General features: G+C 61.6%; 17 protein-coding genes and 1 pseudogene. 3 read left to right on the forward strand and 15 right to left on the reverse strand.

What is annotated here, in order from left to right; translation table 11 throughout:
* Together NKJ04_RS32305 and NKJ04_RS32310 are read left to right on the forward strand one after the other, a co-directional pair.
* A partial coding sequence (locus NKJ04_RS32305) for a hypothetical protein (protein ID WP_352679815.1) occupies positions 1–421 on the forward strand: 421 nt, incomplete at its 5' end.
* A gap of 366 nt (positions 422–787) precedes the next feature.
* Entirely contained in the window at positions 788–1,456 is a 669-nt protein-coding gene (locus NKJ04_RS32310; RefSeq protein ID WP_352679894.1) for a Crp/Fnr family transcriptional regulator, read from the forward strand.
* 190 nt (positions 1,457–1,646) lie between these two features.
* Here the strand turns inward: NKJ04_RS32310 and NKJ04_RS32315 are convergent, their stop codons facing one another.
* The 4 genes from NKJ04_RS32315 to NKJ04_RS32330 all read right to left on the reverse strand — a co-directional run bounded on the left by NKJ04_RS32315 (position 1,647) and on the right by NKJ04_RS32330 (position 6,027).
* Positions 1,647–1,955, reverse strand: a complete 309-nt coding sequence (locus tag NKJ04_RS32315) for a hypothetical protein (protein ID WP_352679816.1) — start codon at positions 1,953–1,955, stop codon at positions 1,647–1,649.
* A gap of 406 nt (positions 1,956–2,361) precedes the next feature.
* Positions 2,362–3,486 (reverse strand): NAD(P)/FAD-dependent oxidoreductase, encoded by a 1,125-nt coding sequence (locus tag NKJ04_RS32320; RefSeq protein ID WP_352679818.1) that lies wholly within the window; start codon positions 3,484–3,486, stop codon positions 2,362–2,364.
* Between the two features lie 60 nt (positions 3,487–3,546).
* Positions 3,547–5,088, reverse strand: a complete 1,542-nt coding sequence (locus NKJ04_RS32325) for an amino acid ABC transporter permease/ATP-binding protein (protein WP_352679821.1) — start codon at positions 5,086–5,088, stop codon at positions 3,547–3,549.
* A 96-nt stretch (positions 5,089–5,184) separates the two neighbouring features.
* Entirely contained in the window at positions 5,185–6,027 is an 843-nt protein-coding gene (locus tag NKJ04_RS32330; protein ID WP_352679824.1) for an ABC transporter substrate-binding protein, read from the reverse strand.
* A 218-nt stretch (positions 6,028–6,245) separates the two neighbouring features.
* On the opposite strand from NKJ04_RS32330, the gene NKJ04_RS32335 reads away from it, so the two are divergent.
* Complete coding sequence (locus NKJ04_RS32335) at positions 6,246–7,346, forward strand: LacI family DNA-binding transcriptional regulator (protein ID WP_352679897.1); 1,101 nt, start codon at positions 6,246–6,248, stop codon at positions 7,344–7,346.
* Between the two features lie 147 nt (positions 7,347–7,493).
* On the opposite strand, the gene NKJ04_RS32340 is transcribed toward NKJ04_RS32335, so the two are convergent.
* The 11 genes and pseudogenes from NKJ04_RS32340 to NKJ04_RS32390 form a co-directional block, all read right to left on the reverse strand.
* Positions 7,494–8,585, reverse strand: a complete 1,092-nt coding sequence (locus tag NKJ04_RS32340) for an ABC transporter ATP-binding protein (protein WP_352679827.1) — start codon at positions 8,583–8,585, stop codon at positions 7,494–7,496.
* Between the two features lie 42 nt (positions 8,586–8,627).
* Positions 8,628–10,046 carry an NAD(P)/FAD-dependent oxidoreductase gene (locus NKJ04_RS32345; protein WP_352679830.1) on the reverse strand — a complete coding sequence of 473 codons (1,419 nt, stop codon included), beginning with the start codon at positions 10,044–10,046 and terminating at the stop codon, positions 8,628–8,630.
* A complete protein-coding gene (locus NKJ04_RS32350; protein ID WP_352679833.1) occupies positions 10,043–10,906 on the reverse strand; it encodes a PfkB family carbohydrate kinase in 864 nt (287 codons plus the stop codon). The genes NKJ04_RS32345 and NKJ04_RS32350 overlap by 4 nt, the downstream gene beginning before the upstream one ends.
* Positions 10,903–11,757 (reverse strand): sugar phosphate isomerase/epimerase family protein, encoded by an 855-nt coding sequence (locus tag NKJ04_RS32355; RefSeq protein WP_352679837.1) that lies wholly within the window; start codon positions 11,755–11,757, stop codon positions 10,903–10,905. Before NKJ04_RS32355 ends, NKJ04_RS32350 begins: the two co-directional genes overlap by 4 nt.
* Before the next feature lie 21 nt (positions 11,758–11,778).
* Positions 11,779–12,639 (reverse strand): carbohydrate ABC transporter permease, encoded by an 861-nt coding sequence (locus tag NKJ04_RS32360; protein ID WP_352679840.1) that lies wholly within the window; start codon positions 12,637–12,639, stop codon positions 11,779–11,781.
* A complete protein-coding gene (locus tag NKJ04_RS32365; protein WP_352679843.1) occupies positions 12,636–13,598 on the reverse strand; it encodes a carbohydrate ABC transporter permease in 963 nt (320 codons plus the stop codon). The genes NKJ04_RS32360 and NKJ04_RS32365 overlap by 4 nt, the downstream gene beginning before the upstream one ends.
* 8 nt (positions 13,599–13,606) lie before the next feature.
* Positions 13,607–14,929, reverse strand: a complete 1,323-nt coding sequence (locus tag NKJ04_RS32370) for an ABC transporter substrate-binding protein (RefSeq protein ID WP_352679846.1) — start codon at positions 14,927–14,929, stop codon at positions 13,607–13,609.
* A 27-nt stretch (positions 14,930–14,956) separates the two neighbouring features.
* Complete coding sequence (locus NKJ04_RS32375; protein ID WP_352679849.1) at positions 14,957–15,970, reverse strand: SIS domain-containing protein; 1,014 nt, start codon at positions 15,968–15,970, stop codon at positions 14,957–14,959.
* 171 nt (positions 15,971–16,141) lie between these two features.
* Positions 16,142–17,164, reverse strand: coding sequence for a LacI family DNA-binding transcriptional regulator (locus NKJ04_RS32380; protein ID WP_352679852.1), 1,023 nt, complete (start codon positions 17,162–17,164; stop codon positions 16,142–16,144).
* Between the two features lie 192 nt (positions 17,165–17,356).
* A pseudogene (locus NKJ04_RS32385) lies at positions 17,357–17,566 on the reverse strand (SOS response-associated peptidase family protein); the annotation flags it as partial.
* Positions 17,565–18,029 carry a hydroxymethylglutaryl-CoA lyase-like TIM-barrel protein gene (locus NKJ04_RS32390; protein WP_352679855.1) on the reverse strand — a complete coding sequence of 155 codons (465 nt, stop codon included), beginning with the start codon at positions 18,027–18,029 and terminating at the stop codon, positions 17,565–17,567. The gene NKJ04_RS32390 and the pseudogene NKJ04_RS32385, both read right to left, overlap by 2 nt.
* Positions 18,030–18,179 lie beyond the last annotated feature (150 nt).

Raw genomic sequence — 18,179 nt, forward strand, 5'->3', positions numbered from 1 at the left:
TGCAGATTGCGGATTTGAAGCAGATCCTTTCCTTTTTCGCGTGGGCCTGGGCCGCTACTTTTCATCCCGCAACCCGCTTGTTGCTGACAGCGCCGCAACTGTCAGGAACACGAATTCGGTTCTACCATTTCTGTTAGCGGAAGTTTTTCAGGGCCTCGCCGGCTGTGAGCGACCATCGCGCTTCCGCTCCAATGAGGAGGAAGCCATGACCGAACTCCCACTCTCAACTCGCATCGCGTATCCAGAAGAACTCGCCGCATTGCGGAGGGTGTATGACCGAATTTGCCGAGAAAATGTGCTGCGTGACGGTAGCCCGGACGCGGCGGAATTGAGCGCGCGAGCAATGTCGCTCTTCCAACACACCGGCGAGGTTTTCGACGAAGCTGCTTTCTACGAGATCTTGCGTGGCAAGGGACAATGAACCCAGTTCAGCAACACCTCGACGAGGTTGTGCACGTTCACATGGTCCTTTCAGAGGACGGCAAGGCTCTTCGGGAGGAATGCCGTCGTAATCGCTCCTTCATGGCGGAATCGGTACGAGATTTGCTGCAGAGTAAAAGCGCACGTGGCTTCGCTGAAGGTAAAGGAAGATTCGACATGCGCTGAGATAAGCGTACCCTGCGTTGATCGGCGGTCACTTTTCAGGGCACCGCCGGCTGTGAGCGATCATCGTGCTTCCGCCCCAACCAGGCAGGTGGCTATGACTAGCTCCAATCGACAATCGGACATTTCTGCCCAACCAATCATCATCCAAGAGCCTGTTTACAGGAATGAGCTCTTGCTGAGGATGTACCCAGCAGACTTGGCACTGCTGCGGCCTCATCTACATAGCGTGTCCCTCCCGCTGAGAACCCAGCTTGAGACAGCGGGGGCAAAAATCCAGGCGGTATATTTCTTCGAGAGCGGGGTTGGGTCGGTGGTGGCCGAACTGAGTTCGACGATCGAAGCCGAGGTGGGCATCATCGGTTTTGAAGGTATGACCGGATCGGCCCTCATCATGGGGGACGATCAGTCCATGCATGACTGCTACGTTCAAGTGGACGCCGATGCTCTGAGCATCGATGCTGGCCCGTTCGCCGCAGCGCTTGCAAAGAGCCCGACCTTGCGGCCTTTCCTCCTCCGGTACGTCCATTATTTTCACCTGCAGGCCAGCTACACCGGGCTGATCAATGCCCGACTGAACATCGTCGGGCGACTGGCCAGATGGCTGCTGATGTGTGCTGACCGAGTCGAGCGCGAGCGTCTGGCAATAACCCATGAATTCTTGTCGGTGATGCTCGGTACGAGACGTCCGGGCGTGACGATTGCGCTCCAGACACTAGAGGGCCAGGGTTTGATCCGCTCAACGCGTGGGAAGGTCGTCATCCGCGACCGGGCCGGTCTCATCGAGACTGCGGCCGGCTCATACGGAAAGCCCGAAGCCGAGTACGCGCGCTTGATCGGGCAGCTTCACTGACACTGAGGTGGACTTTCAATCCCCGGGCAGGCCGCATCTTGCAATCAGCCGGTTTGCATCATCGCTGAGATCGGGCGGCGTATGTGCTGACCTTTCATGCCACATGACTGCCGAAGGGAATTCTCCCGTTCATCATCGGGTTCGGCGCCATCACGCCGGCCTTGGGTGGGTTTTAGAAGCTTGCCCACCGTTAGGTTCGGGCCACTCGTCGGTCAAGTATCACAGCCAAGCCGCGCGATAAGGCCATTTCGACAATAAGCACTTCAATGTCGTCATTGGCGAGTTTGGTACTGACGACCCTGCGAACTTCCGCAATCGCATCAGCGAGCGAAACCAATGTCAGCGCGACAGGTGGCCGACCCAGGATGAACTCGACAGGCTCATCGCCCACTTCGATGCAAATCCTCGTCAAATAGCGCCGGTTGGTCAGATAATACGTTTCGCCGTCGCAACCGCGATGCGCCCAGGAGGAAATCTGCAAGGCGCGGTGGTCCGACATGGACGCCCGCACGCGGATGCTTCTCATCCGTGACCGGAAAGACCCGCGAAACAAAAACGGGAACAATCAACGCATACCCTTGTTCGCGGCAACTGGGTACGTCGCATGGGCGAGGACCGACTGGCCAAGCGAAGCAATGACGATGATCGAATTTTCCCATTCAATCATAGGTCAGTCGGCACCGCCTTCCGTCTAGGGTGCGCGGACCTGGACATCCACGACCTTCATTTTCATGACTTGCGGCACGAAGGGACAAGCCGCCTTTTCGAGGCCGGGTTCACGATCTAACAAGTTGCACTGGTAACTGGGCACAAGGACTGGAAAATGTTGAAGCGCTACACCCATCTAAAGCCGGAGGCTCTCCACGCGGTATTGGCAGCGTGCGCGGCAGAGGTCGTTGCGCTCCTCAAGAAAATCGAGCCGGTCGAAAGCCTGCGAGGAGTGGGTGCTCTGTCCCGGTGGCGATCTCGCTTGCAAGCAGTTCGCCGGCAATCAGGCCAAGTGTTGCGCCGCTGTGGCTGAAGGCGACGTAGTATCCCTTGACCTCCCGCAACTGGCCGAAGACCGGTTCACCGTCTCCGGGGATTGGCTTCGGCCCGACACCGTAGCTGTCCAGTTCCAATTTCGGATGACCCTCGAGAACATTCGACGCTTCGTCGAGAAGTCCCTGGATGGTCGATGCGTTTACGCGATAAGTGCCATCCGGATTGACCACCACCTCTTCTTCCGACCAGGCGGAATCGAGCGCGAGCGCGCCATCTGGCGTTGGCCGGACGGCGACGCGCGGCGTGTTGAGCACGGCGCGGAGCGGCAAGTCGACTGGCTTGGTCCTGACCAGCAGCGCGATCGGTGTCCCGTCGGCGATACGCTGACCGGAGTCGGCAACCATTCGCGGCACATCCGCACCGGTCGCTAGAAGCACCGCGTCGGCGGCGAAGCTGATGCCGCTGGTCGTCGTGACGCCGGTTGCGCGGCCGTTGGCGACCGTGACGGTAGCGCTTCCGGCGCCGGTGAGAAGCCGCCCGCCACGCTCCACGAATTCCGCGATCAATATTTCGATCAGCGACGGCAGGTCGACCCAGCCCTCGCCCGGGTTGAAGATCGCGCCTTGCGGTGTGACAGCGCTTGCGCAGACACCCGGCGTGACCAACGCTATGTCGCCCGCGGACAGATGTTGCGCATCATAGCCGAGGCCTTTTTCATGGGCGAAGACATCGGCGATCTCGTTTGAGGCATCGTCGGCATCCCATGTCAGGCCGCCGTCGAAACGCAGCCAGGCAGCATCCGGATATCTCGCCGACAGCGTGCGGTAGCGGTCGATACCGATCATGCGCAGGCGATGATACTCAGCCGAGCGCTTGCGCGCCGAATTCATCCAGGCGAGCGAGCGGCCGGACGCCCCCTTGGCGAGCGGTCCATCATTGACCAGAACGGTCTCGATGCCGAGCCTTGCAAGATGAACGGCCGAGGAGACGCCAAAAATACCGCCCCCGACAACAACGACCTTGGAGACCTGATGAGATGCAGCCATGAGATATCTTTCACTGGTGGAGGTTGGATTGGGCGGCCGACTTGAAGGGCTCATGCGTAATCAAAGCACTTCGGCAAGGAAGTGCTTTAGACGCGGGCTTTTCGGCGTATCGAAAATCGCGGCAGGTGTGCCGGCCTCGATGATGCGGCCTTCATCCATGAAGACGACCTGATCGGCAACCTTCCGGGCAAAGCCCATTTCATGCGTCACCACGACCATTGTCATGCCGCGCCGGCCGAGGTCCGCCATGAGGTTGAGCACGCCCTTCACCAGTTCGGGATCGAGTGCGCTCGTTACCTCATCGAACAAGATGACCTCCGGGTCCATTGCCAATGCACGAGCGATCGCCACCCGCTGCTGCTGACCCCCGGATAGGCTGCCGGGACGATGGTGTTTGCGGGCGGCAAGGCCGACATCGGCAAGGCGCGCCTCGGCGATGCGCTCAGCTTCCTGTACCGGGAGGCCCTTGACCTTGGTCAGCGACAGCATGACGTTTTCGAGCGCCGTGTGGTCGGGAAACAGGTTGAACTGCTGGAAAACCATGCCGACACGCCGGCGCAGTCTCTCGGGCTTCATCGCCAGGATGCTCGCGCCATCGAGCAACACCTCACCACCCTTGGGCTCGACCAGGCGGTTGAGACAGCGCAGCAGGGTCGACTTGCCCGAACCTGATGGGCCAATCACGCATGTGACCGTGCCAGGCTTGACTGCCAGGCTGACGCCTTTGAGAACATCGAGATCGCCGTAGGCCATGTCGAGATCGGTGATGGCAAGACTGCCGCCCTTGAAGCGGGGCAGCGCGGAGCCGGCATCAGGGCCGGCCCGCGAAGGTGCACTGACGGTGGTGCCCTCCAGTTCGCTCACTTCGGCAAGGCCGCTGATGACGAGGGCAGCCTTTTGCTTTCCGGCTCGCAGCGAGTTGTCGATGTAGTTGACCACATGGGTCAACGGCACAGTGATGACGAGATAGAAAACGCCGGCCAGAAGCAATGGCGAGAGGTTTCCCGTGACCACTGCCTGGTCCTGACCAACACGGAAAATCTCGCGCTCCGAGGCGAGCAGACCGAGGAAGTAGACAAGGCTTGAATCCTTGACGTTGCCGATGAACTGGTTGACCAGGGCCGGCAAGACGCGGCGGATGCCTTGCGGTATCACGATCAGGCGCATGCCTTGGCCGTAGCTCATGCTGAGCGCCCTGCAGGCCTCCATCTGCCCGCGCTCGACGCTCTGGATGCCCGAGCGAAAGATTTCGCCGATGTAGGCGCCGGCGATCAGGCTCAGCGCAAGAATGCCGAGCGGAAAGGGCGAAGGCCCGAAGATTTCACGGCCGATGCGGGCAAATCCCTGGCCGATCAGCAGGATGGTGACGATCGCCGGCAGGCCACGGAAAATATCCGTGTAGACCCGGGCGGGAATGCGCAGCCAGCGCGATTGCGAGATGCCCATGACCGCCAGGATCATGCCGAGAATGACACCCAGCACCGTCGAGGCGGCGGCGAGGATCAAGGTGTTCTTCAATCCGATCGTGATCATGCTGGGCAGCACGTCCGCCATGGCCTGCCAGTCGAGGAAACTGCGCCGCAGGTTTTCGAGCCAGTTCATTCGCCCCCCTTTCGGTTGCGCTATCCGCATCGTCCGCATCAAGGACGGTAGCCCGGGTTCGGCCGCCGGCATTAAATGCCGGCAGCCGGGTGCGGTTTACTTCTTGGGGAGATACTGGTCGGGCATCGGCGAGCCGGGGAACCACTTCTCGTAAAGCGTCTTCCAGGTTCCGTCCTGCATGGCCGCGTGAAGAGCGGAGTTCAGAGCATTGCGGAGCTTGTCGTTGCCCTTGCGCAGGACGAAGCCAGCCGGCGCGTCAAAGGAAGGTATATTGACCGCGACCTTCAGGTTCGGATAGCGAACGCCATAGTCCTTGGCGGCCTCGTAATCGAGGAAATGAGCAGCCACGGTTCCGTTGTTGAGTGCTGAAACGGCGGAGTTGTTGTCGGGGAACTTGACGAGATCGGTTCCGACGAAGTTCTTCGCCGCGTAAATTTCCTGGAGCGTGCCTTGCACCACGCCGAGGCGTTTGCCCTTGAGCCCCTCCGCCGACGTGATGGCCTTGTCGGCGGTAAGCACAGAGAGATAGCCTGCAAGATACCCGTCGGAAAAGTCGACGGTCTTCTTGCGTGCTTCCGTCGTGCCGATTGCCGCGACCGCGACATCAAAGCGCTCGTTGGCAACAGAAGGCATCAGCGCCGAGAATTCCTGGCCGGTGAAGATCACCTGGTCCGGCTTGAAGCCAAGGCGGCTCGCGACGTTGCGGAACAATTCGATGTCGAACCCGGTGAATGTGCCGTCCGCCTGGGTGAAAGCGTAGGGCTTGGCATCACCCATGGTACCAACGCTGATGACTTTCGCATCAATAAGACCATAGGGATTGTCATCCGCGGAGGCCGCTCCCGAAACCAACCCGGCGCCGACGCACATCGCCATAAGCGCCATTGCGCCGGTCCTGACCGGCGACATCAACGATTTGAGAATTTCTGTCCTGCTCATGTCTTAGCTCCACTCTGAAGGTCTGTTCTTATTGATATTTGCGTGGGGCTCGCCATCTGGCGCCTGACCGCACCCCGTCGCAGCATCCGCCGCGTCGTCATGACTCTTGGTCTGCCCTTTCAGAAGAGACCGGTCTCTTATTGCGTGAGACCGGTCTCTTTGGTAATCGTTATCGTCAGATTGACCTTCCGTCAACAACTCTTGTAGTCGTTCATCCGATGAAAAAAACCGCGCCCAAGACCCAGTCGATAACGGTCAGCGATGTCGCTCGCGCAGCGAACGTGTCGAAAGCGACAGCTGCGCGCGTGCTCGGCGGATACGGCGTCGTCAGCGACATGATCCGGGCCGATGTCATGGCTGCGGCCAAGGCTCTGGACTACCGTGCGAACGAGCTCGCCCGCAGCATGACGACCGGCCGCTCCGGCATCATCGGGGTGGTTGTCGGCGATATCGAGAACCCGTTCTTCAGCCTCGCGGTACGCGGCATCAGCGACGCGGCAAAAGCAGCCGGGTTCAATGTCATCCTGGCCAACTCCGGCGAAAAGATCGAGGCGGAAAAGGCAGCCGTGAAGTTGCTGATCGGCAAGCGTGTCGACGGGCTGATCGTCACGCCATCGGAATCGCGCGACATTGCGCATTTGCGCGATATCCACCGCTCAGGCCGACCGCTTGCCCTGCTGGATAGGGCGCTGCCGGATCTGGATGTCGATACCGTCACGATCGACGATCACGGTATTGCCATGCAGGCGACCCGCTGTCTGGCGGAAGCCGGCCACCACAACATCGCCTATGTGACCGCGGTCGATGCCGAAGGCCATGACTACCGCGATCTCGGGCAGATCTACACCTCGTCGGTCCGCGAGCGCATCGACGGTTTCCTCACCGTGTGCCGAGAGGCCGGACTTGATCGGCCAGAACGCTATGTTCGCCTTGGCGCAACAAGCCCCGCCGAAACGCGCAGGATTGCAGGCGAGATGCTGTCCGCGCCGGATCGGCCGACGGCGATCCTTGCCTCGGACAGCGTCATTGCGCTGGAAATCTTTAAGGTGATCCGCGAGCGCGGCCTGCGGGTTCCCGACGACATTTCGCTCATCACCTTCCATGATGCGGACTGGACGAGCGTCACCACTCCGCCCATTACCGTCATCGACCAGCCGGTTTACGCGCTTGGCAAGAGCGTCGCGGAATTGCTCATCCGGCGATTGAAGGGCGAAGTTCGACCGCCCGAACGGCTCATCTTGCCGACCGCCATCATTGAACGTGGATCCGTCGGCCCGCCCGCAAATGAAAGGCCGCAAGGGCGCCAGGCAAAGGCCTGACGGCGACACGACCCCATTGAAATACGCGAACGCAACAAGGCGAAGCTCGACGCACTCCCGCTTTCACACTTATGGGATCGATCAAGCCCAGCAAACACCCTGTTCGCAATGCTGCGTCCACCCTCATGGCGACCGGCACGTGCCGGCTCATGGTTTGAAGAGCGAACGCCCAGCCGCATCGAAGATGTGGAGATCGGCCGGGTTTGCATTCAGCCGCAGCTTTGCCCCACGCTTGACCTCGACATTGCCGGGCAGCTTGGTCACCAGCGGCAGGTCGGCGCGACCGATGTCGACATAGACCAGCTGAACCTCGCCGAGCTGCTCGACATAGTCGACCGTCCCCTCGAACAGATAGTCAGCGCCGCTGGCGATGATCAGGTCTTCCGGCCGCACGCCGAAGCTCACCGCAGCACCCTTCGCCGAAGCAGGCGTTGCGATCGGCACGGTTGCCTTGCGTCCGCCGACATGGCTGACGACGGTCGAATTGCCTGACTTGTCGATGGTCGCGGGCAGGATGTTCATGGCCGGCGAGCCGATGAATTGCGCAACGAACAGATTGCCGGGCTTCTTGTAGAGATCCATCGGCGTGCCGACCTGCTCGATATGGCCGTCCTTGAGCACCACGATGCGGTCGGCGAGCGTCATCGCCTCGACCTGGTCGTGGGTGACGTAGATCATGGTCGTGTTGGGCATCGATACCTTGAGCTTGGCGATTTCGATGCGGGTGGCGACGCGAAGCGCGGCGTCGAGGTTCGAAAGCGGCTCGTCGAACAGGAACACCTTCGGATTGCGCACGATGGCGCGGCCGATGGCGACGCGCTGGCGCTGGCCGCCCGACATCGCCTTGGGCAGGCGGTCGAGATATTTGGTCAGCTGCAGGATCTCGGCGGCTTGGCGCACGCGGCGGTCGATCTCGGCCTTGTTCTCTTTGCCGATCTTCATCGAGAACGCCATGTTGTCGTAGACGGTCATGTGCGGGTAGAGCGCGTAGGACTGGAACACCATGGCGATGCCGCGCTTCGACGGCGGCACGTCGTTCACCACTTCGCCGGCTATTCTGAGCTCGCCGGAGGTGATTTCCTCGAGCCCGGCGATCGACCTCAGCAATGTCGACTTGCCGCAGCCCGACGGGCCGACGAAGACGATGAACTCGCCCGACTTAATATCGAGGTCGATGCCGTGGAGAATGTGCAGATTGCCGTATGATTTCCTGATTTGCCGGAGGCTCAGATCAGCCATTGTGCTCCCCTCGATTGCGTGACGATGAGCCAGATGCCCCGGCTACTTCTTGCGCCTGCCTGGCTTCAGTGCCGCCAAAAGATTGGTGATCCTGCCCGCCTTGCGGTTGCCGATCTCGGCCTCGTTTTTGTGGCGCACCGCGGCGCGGACAAGTCTGGCGCCGAGATAACGCAAAGGCTCGGGCGGCAGCGACATGCGCCGCTCGATGCCGACCAGACCGCTTGCGCTCCAGCGATCCTTTCGCTCGAGCACGAGGCTGGCCAGAATGCGTCCGGCGATCGGCGTCTGCGCGATGCCGGTGCCGTTGAAACCCATGCCGTAGAAAATGTTGGGATGATCGCGCAGGTGATCGAAGACAGGAACGTGTTCAGGCACGCAGTCGATCGGCCCCGACCAGTCATATTCGATCGCCACACCGCGCAGCGAGGGGTAGACCCGATGCAGCTCTCGCATATTGTCGCGGCCGTGCTCGGGGCTGCGGTTGAAGCTGGCGCCGAAATTTCCACTGAAGGCGACGTTGCCGCTGCCACGACCGAAGACCACCCTGCCCCCGACGGTGCGCTGGTAGTAGAGCACCTGGGCCTGGGAATCGCAGATCGAGGCACCGTCGCGCCAGCCGATGCTGTCGAGCAGTTCGGGGACGGCGGCAGTGGCAATCACCTCGCTGGCGACGACATAAAGATGTCGCCGCAGTTCCGGCAGCGCCGAAAGCCAGGCGTTGGCGGCAAGCACGATCTTGTCAGCCCGTACCGCGCCATGCGCCGTGCGCACGGTGCATGTCGTGCCGGGTTCGATGGCGAGGACCGGGCTGCGCTCGTGGATGATGACGCCGCGTGCCAGTGCCAGCTTGCGCAATCCGATGGCAAGTTTGGCGGGATGGACCGTGCCGGCGGTGGTCTCGACGACGCCGACATAGGAGGCCGATGAACCGGTGCGGCGTTGAATGTCCTCGGCTGTCAGCGGCCTGAAACGGTTTTCTGCAACAGCCGCCGTCAAGGCGACGGCGTTCTCCCAGGCGCCTTCCTGCGCAATGGAGCTTGCGGTCCACAGCCATCCGTCCAGCCTCAGGTCCATGTCTATGGTGCCATTTTGCTGCAGCGCCTTCAGCTCCGCGATCGATGCCACCGTGTCGGCGCAGAGCTGGCGCGCTTCCTCGAGACCGACGACCGCACTGATCTGGTCGATTTCGGCGAACCATGAATGGACCTGACCGCCGTTGCGCCCCGAGGCCCCCGATCCGCAGAGATCGGCTTCAAGGATGATCACCCGCGTTTGCGGCGCCAGTTCAAGGATCCGCAGCGCCGTCCACAGACCGGTATAGCCGCCACCGACGATCACCACGTCGGCGCGCTCGTGGCCTCGCAATGGCTCGGTCGCAGGGGCGGCGGCAATGTCCTGCAGCCAAAACGACCGGTCAGATGCAAGCGCGACCGCAGGCTGCCGCAAACGAAGTGTACTCACGCTTGGGCTCCCTGCGCATCGACAATGAAGCTGGCATATTTGGCCGGCAGCCAATCGGGTATGGCACGCGGTGTCTGGGGAAACCCGCCAAGATGGGTGCAGGTCTGCGCCGCGGCGATCGACGCGCTGTGCAGTGCCTCCAAGGCGCCAAGGCCGCCGAAACGGAAGCCTGCGAGGAAACTGGCAATGAAACTGTCGCCGGCGCCACACGTATCCACGACATCGACAAGCGTTGCCGGCGCATGCACGACATTCGTGCCGTCGTCGAAGTAGGAGCCGCGGCGGCCACAGGTCAAAACCACCTGCCTTGCGCCGGCAGCCCTGAGCGCCCCGAGCGATGGCTCTATGGAAACATCGACATCGTCCGAGCCGGACGCAAACAAAAGCGGGACGCCGTTGAGGGGCAGCGCCAGATGGGCGGTCGATAGATCAATGCTGAACGGCACATGGTCCGCCACCAGTCGCTGGACAAGGTGCTTGTTGGCGTTGGTGCCGAGATGCACCCAGTCGGCCGCGGCGATGACCGCATAGTGGGCGGGCGCCGGCATGTAGTTTTCGCCGACACCGAAGGATTCGTGCAGGAACTTCCGGTCGCCGCATTCATCGCGCAGCAAGGTGACGGCCGTATCGCCGGGACGCCGTTCGACATCGTCCCGCGATAGGCCGGCACCTGCCAGCTCGGCAAGCACCACGTCGCCTTCGGGATCGTTCCCGACGGCCCCGAAATAGCGCGCGGACCAGCCGTTGCGCCGCCATTGCGCCGCAACATTCAAGGCGTTGCCGCCCACCGTCATCAAGTTGTTGGTCAAATAGACATCGAGGCAATTGTCCCCGACGGCGACAAGCTTCTTCGACGTCATGCCGGCACCGTTGCGCGATCGAGATAAGGCGCGATGGCGCCAAGGCAGCGTGTCCAGGCTTTTATCGGATCGAGCGCGTAGGAGCCGTTGCCGAACGGCTCGAAGGTGAACTTTCCGGCATAGCCGAGGCGCGCGAGTTCGCTGACATAATGGCCGAGCGGCAGCGTGCCCTCCCCCCACACCAGATGCCCGCCTGGCGTGCCATCGACCAGATGAACATGCGCCAGCCGCGAGCCGAACAGGTCAACATAGCCGGCCACGGTGTCGCCGGCCGTGGCCATGGCGACAGTGTCGAGCACGACATCGACGTTGCCGGCGCCCACCTCATCCAGCATTTGGCGCAGGCCCGCCGCATCATTGACGAGGTTGCTCTCGAACCGCTGCAACGGCTCGAGCAGGCAGCGCACCCCGTTTGCGGCGGCACGCCGGGCGATCTCGCCGATCGCGTCGACCGCGCGGTCCCATGCCGGTTGCCGGGGTTGGCTCTCGTAGCCCCGGCCAGGCGTCAGGAAGAGATAGCGGGCGCCAAGCGCCGCGCAGATTTCGGCTGCACGGCAAAACCGCTCGATGCTGTCCTGGCGCAGTGCGGCGTCGCCGGAGGCGATGTTGATTGGGTACAACACCTGCTCTGGGGTGAAGCACCAGGCCGACAGCTCGTTGTCGGCAAGCACCCGGCGAACGGATTCGACACGAGCGCCCGTAGCATGGAACAGGTCCAGATGCGGGGCAATCCCCCACAGCTCGATCTCGCGCATGCCAAAGTCGCGGATCGTCCTGGCGACCTCATCGAAGGGGATGTGCTGAAAGCTGAAATTGGCTCCGATCAGCTGGTGGGCAGCGAGCTGCGGCATGAAGGCTCCTTTCGGGAATTGTTATTTGCCGATGCCTTCGGCCAGGCCACGGATGAAGTAGCGTTGCGCGGCAAAGAACACGATCACGATAGGCAGGGCCGAGATCGTCATGGCCGCGAACACCACGGCGTAATTGGTCCCGTGGGTTGCCATGATCGACGTCAGTCCAACCGGCAGCGTCTGCACATCCGAGCCGCTCGTGAAGATCATGGCGAAGAGATATTCGTTCCAGGCGAACAGGACGTGCAGGATGACGCAGGAGATGATGATCGGCCGGCACAGCGGCAAGGTGATGCGCCAGAAGATCTGACCCTCGCTGGCGCCATCCATCGTCGCCGCCTCGTCGATGTCTTCAGGCAGATCCAGCATGTAGGCGCGGATGAGGAAGGTGGTGAACGGCACCCGGAACGCCGTGTAGAGAATGATCAGCGCCCAGTAGGTGTTGTAGAGACCGAGCGCCTGCAACATCTTCACCAGTGGAATGATCGCCACCGTGGGGCTCAGCATCAGCCCGCCAAGAACGATGGCGATAACCAGCGGCTTTGCCGGCATCTTCGTGCGGGTCAGGCCGAAGGCCGTCCAGGCGCTGATCAGCACGGTGCATATGGCCGAAGCGACGGTCACCAGCACCGAGACTGTTACATAGCCACGCACGCCCTGGTTCCACGCCTGCACGTAGTTGTTCCACGCCCAATGGGTGGGCAGGGAGAAGGGATCGCCAAAGATCTGCGCATTGTCCTTGAAGCCGCTCAGCGCCATCCAGATCAGCGGATAGATGACAACGACACCGAGGCAGACCAGGAACGAATAGAGCAATGTCCTGGCGATGACCGACCACACATTGACGTGTCGGCCGCGACCGGCTGCGATCGTTGCGCTCATAGCTGCACCCGGCGGCGCTTGGTGTACCAGAGCTGTGCCGCACCTGTGAGCATGGTCAACATGAAGATGACGGCGGCAATCGCCGCGCCATAGCCGAAATTGTCCTCGATAAAGGCCTTCTGGTAGAGCCACGTGCCCAGCACCTGGCTGCTGTTGTTGGGCCCGCCCGCGGTCATCACCATGACCTCGTTGAACACCTGGAACGCGCCGGTGATGGTGACGATGATCATCAATCCCGTCATTTCCCGGGTCAGCGGAAAGGTGATGCTCCACAGGCGGCGAAGCGGACCGGCGCCGTCGATCGTCGCGGCGTCGTAGAGGTCGCGCGGGATCTTCTGGATGGCAATGGCAAACAGCAGCGTCGAATAGCCAAAACCCTGCCATTGGCTCATGGCAATGATGGCATAGATGGCGGTGTGCTCATTGCCGAGCCAGGGCATGACGAGCTGGCTGAGACCAACACGGCTGAGGGCTGCATCCAGCAAGCCGATCTGCGGCTGGTAGATGAAATAAAACAGCAGGCCGGTCACCGTGATCGAGATGGCCGACGGCACGAAATACACCGCGCGCCAAAGGCGGCGCCAGCGATCGCTTTTCAGGTCCTCGATGATGGCCGCCAGCAGGAACGCGCCGAAGACCTGGAAGATGACGGAGATGATGGCGTAGAGGCAGTTGTTCCACAGCGCCAGCAACACGACCGGGTCATGCAGCAGCCGGTCGTAATTGGCGAGGCCGACACTGGTGACCTCGCCGGTGTAGATGTCCTGGTCGGTGGTGCTGACGATGAAATTGTCGACGATGGGATAGTAGACGAACCAGCCGATGAGGATGAGCGCAATCGCGGCCCACCGCAACGACAACAGATTGGCGAAGCGCGCCCGCCGGCTCTTTGGCCGTTGCGGCCTGGCGACGCCGCCAATCTCGGCGCCGCTGTCCACTGTGTCCCAGGCCCTTGACATGGTCTGCTTTATTTGGTCGCGGATGCGGCTTTGCGCACCTCGTCCATCACTTGCTCGGGCGTCATCGAGCCGCCCGCCAGCGCCTGCAGGCTGGACAGCCAGACGGCGGCGACGCGCGGTGGGTTGGCCGTATCCAGCCAGGGCATGAGGTATGAGGCGGCGTTGATATCCTTGAGGCCGTCGACCACAGCCGCGCTCATGTTCGATTCCGAGGCGCCGCCGATGGTGGCGCTCGGCTGGCCATAGGGTGGCGCGGAAAGCACCTGCGCGTTTTCCTTCGAGGTCACGAACTTCATGAATTCGATCGCCAGCGGGATGTTCTTCGACGCCGCATTGATCATGTAGCCCTCCGGCGCGCCCTCGATTGACTTGGGGTCACCCTTGGCGCCGCCGGCCACCGGCAGCCGGAAGAATCCGAAATCGGCGGGCTTTAACGCTGACTCCGGCGTGGCGGCCTGATCGAACTCGATGATCTCCTGGTAGTACATGGCCGACTGCGCGTTGGTGAAGGCCTGGAGAGCCGAGGCATAGGATGTGCCGTTGACGCCGGCGCCATCGGTGCAGCGCTCGACAAGCTGGCTGAACTGCTTGAGTGCTGCGATATAGCCCGGATCGCTGTATTGGGCGGTGGCCGGATCGAAGTCCCGTTCCAGCGTTGCCTGCGGCACGTTGTAGGCGAGCAGCTGGCCTGCAAAGTGTATTGCCGGCCAGGCCTCCTTGTTGCCGAAGGAGATCGGTGTCGCGCCGGATTTGCGGATGGCGTCGCAGTTGGTCAGCAATTCCTCGAAAGTGGCGGGTGCCTTGAGGCCGAGCTTGGCGAAGATCTGCTTGTTGTAGCCCATGAACTTGGCGTCCTGGTAAAGCGGAATGCCATAGAACCTGCCGTTGTATTCGAACGCCTTGACGGCGGCCGGAGACAGCGACTTGCCCCACTCGGTATCGGGACCAATGACGGGCGTGAGATCAACGGCGCGATTGCCGCGCACGAAATTGCCGCCCCAGCTGCCTGTCCAGGAGAAATAGATATCGGGCAGCGAGTTGGAAGCGACCAGCGTCTTGGTCTTGCCCTTCACGCTGTCGTCGCTCTCCTGGATAAGTTCGACCTTCACATCCGGATGGAGCTTTTGAAAGGCCTGCGCCAGGTTGACGAAATAGGGTGACAGCTGTTGCAGCCCGAACTTGGTCAGGACCGACAGCGTGCCGGTGTATTCCACCTTGGCGGTGGGGTCGGCCGCGACAACCGGCGAAGCGGCGGAACTGCCGCCTATCGACAATCCCAATGATGATACAGCGGCCACCGTGACCGCCACGACTTGCAGCGAACGTTTCATAGATAGCTCCTTCAGAGGTGAGAGGGATCAATATTCAACGCGTTTGTAGTAGCGACGGGTGGTCAGCGGGTGGTTGCGCAGCACCTCGAGATGGGCGCTCAGCCGCTCGAGCAAGGTGGCGAGCAGAACCGGCGAGATCATGCCGCGGACTTTTGCGGAGATGCCCGGCAACTTGACCGAGGCCGCATCCAGCGTGCGAACGCGGTCCGTGTAACGCCTGGCGAAGTTCTCGACCCGGTCGGTCAAGGGCCGAAGGGCATCCTCGCCCTTGAACACAAAAACGCTGACGCCCGGCTCGACCAGCTCGAGCGTACCGTGGAAGAAGTCGGCGGCGTGCACCGGGCGGGTGCGAATCCACTGCATCTCTTCGAGGATGCACATGCCGTAATAGTGTGCCTGCGGCCACACCGAGCCGGCGCCGGTGAAGATGTGATAGGTGTCGTCCTTGATCGTCTGGGCCAGTTCGGCAGCCTTGTCCTCAAAGGCAGCCTTGGCGTCGGCAAGCAGGTCCGGCAGCAGTTTGAGTTCGGCGACAGTGCCATCAAAATCATCGTATTCGCCGCGCTCTTCCAGCAGGGCCAGGACTATCAGCAGCGTCTGAAGGTAGAAGGATTCCGACGAGGTGTCGTCTTCGGCGAAGTTCGTGAAATTGTGGTCAGCCTCCCGCGCGATCGGCGTATCCGAATGGCCGGTAAGCGAGATCGTGCGCACGCCGCGTTTTTTCAGGAAGGCCATGAGCTCGACGCCTTCCTTGGTCGTGCCCGACAAGGACGGGATGACCACCACGGCCTTGCTGTCGAGACCGGCGGGCGGATCGATCACGACCTGCGCCGGATAGGCACCGCTCACCGGGAATGTGGAACAGCGCTGCGCCAGCTCGATCGCTGGCAAGGTTAGAAGCTGCACGCCGCCGGTGCCCATGAAAAACAGCCGCTCGACGCCGTCCGCCCGCAGTGTGCGCATCAGTGAGCGGACCTCACCTGCGACGGCGACGGCCCCGCTTTGGATCTGTACGAAGCGGTCCCTATCGAAGTTCAGCATGACGTTTTCCTTGTATTCGCATGCGACAGGCCTCTGCCTCGCGTCAGGCATCGGTGTGCCGTCCAATTCGTTTTTTCGATGTGAGATCGATCTCACAAGCAATAATGGGCACGCAATTTCGCCAATGGCAAGTCCTTGAGACGAAATTTTCCGGAAATGAGGAATCGCCGATTAGCGCTTGGTACGCCGGGCAACCGATCCGCGCACGATCAAGCGAGTCTGAAATCGGGTACGCCGCGGTGCAATCTTTTTGCCGGCCAGCCGCTCCAGCAGGTATCTGGCAGCGAGCGGTCCGATCTCTGAGATGGGTTGCGCCACGACCGTTATCTGCGGATCGGTGAAGGTGGCGAGATTGAAGTCATCGAATCCAACCACCGACACATCATGGGGAATCGAGAGCCCCATTGAACGCAGGCCAAGAAGCGCGCCTTGCGTCATGAGGCTGTCAACCGTGAACAGTGCGGTTGGACGATTGCGCCGGCTGAACAGGCGGATCGTGGCTTCGATGGCATGCTCGACGGTCGAGCGCGATATGCCGATGAGCGCTTCATCGATTGCGATCCTATGCGACTGGAGTGAGTTTTGGTAGCCAGCCAGGCGCTCCTGTGCCGTGAAGATGCGTGACTCGTCGCGCAGAAGACCGATCCGGTCGTGACCATTGCTAACGAGATAGTCAACTGCCTCGCGCGCCCCGCCCTCGTTGTCGACGACGACGCTGTCGCATTGCAGATCCTTTACCACGCGGTCGATGAGCACGATCGGTGCGCCTTCGCGTGCCAGTTGCACGATGTGCTCGCTGTCGGTCGCAGACGTTGGGGCAAGGATGAACCCACGAATGCTGAGCGAGCGCAGGCTCTCAAGCAATTCTTTTTCCTGTTCTACATTCTCCTCGCTGCTGGCGATAAGGAGATTATGGCGGTGCTTGCGCAGTTCCACCTCGATGTCGTGAGCGATTCGGGCGAAGAAAGGGTTCTGTATGTCGCCCGGCACGAAGCCGACGATCGGCAACTGTCCACTGCGCAGCGCCTGGGCAACGAGGTTCGCCCGATAGCCCAGTCTTTCCGCCGCCGCCAACACGCGCAGCGCCGTCTCGTCACCAACGTAGCCATAGCTGTTGAGCGCCCGAGCAGCTGTCGCGCGCGATACGTTGGCTGCGGCAGCCACGTCTTTGAGAGTGATCCCCTTCTGCGTCACGGCTCATCCTCTTGCGACCTGCACATTGCGTCAGATCACCATCCCGGCTCGTATTGGCTGGCATCTTTGTGCGGCATATCGGCTGATTCGCAAACTGCGAACATAGCAGGCGCGATTTCTTGCGATCCTGTTCGACGCCTCGCATCTCTTCAATCCGTGTTGACGAGTGACGGGTTGGCGCAAGAGCCGCAGTCAGTCGCTGCCCTGTCGTACGGTCTCTACCGCCAACGACCCGGCCGGCAGGGCCTGCAAAAGCTCTGTCTCGGATTTGGTGAGGTAAATCCATGCGGCCTAGTCCTCAGGGCGAAGCACCACAATCTGGCGATTGTGGATGGGCGCCACGTCAGGCCCGGGTTCCGTCGTCAGCATGGCGAAGGTGGGTGGCTTGTTGCCTTGGCCGTCATCGCTCGCTGATGAACATAGCCTCGAGCATGGTTTCGGTGTCGGCCAGCAATTCGCGGTTTATGCAGGTGGCGATCCCTTTCGACGCAAAGTGCGCGACCAGCGCGCCGCTGCCAAGATTGCCGGCGGCACCGGGTGCGTAGGGGCATCCGCCAAGGCCGCCCGCCGCGGAATCGAAGATCCTGAGCCCGAGATCCCAGGCGACATCGACATTGGCCAGCGCCATACCACCGGTATCGTGGAAATGGCCGGCGAGCAGCCCAGGCGCCGCCTCTTCGAGCGCGGCCAGAACCATCGCATGCACACGTTCGGGCGTCGCCTTGCCGATGGTGTCGGCGACGGCGATTTCCACGCAGCCGAGATCGCGCAGACGCGCGACGACTTTCGTCCGCGCCGGGGTCGATCGGGCCTTCATAGGGACAGTCGACGGCACAAGAGACATAGCCACGCACCGGCAGCGCATGCTCGGCCGCCAGCGCGTGGCGTTCCTTCGCGGGAATCAGGTGACGTTGAACATCACCAGCCTGCCATGACCGCCCTCTCTCAGCGAATTTGCAGAACTCTCAGCACACTACCTCAGCGAGCCGATTGCCGCTTGTCGGCAATAAAGGTG

This window comes from Mesorhizobium sp. M0618, from assembly GCF_040320765.1.
GTDB lineage: Bacteria > Pseudomonadota > Alphaproteobacteria > Rhizobiales > Rhizobiaceae > Mesorhizobium.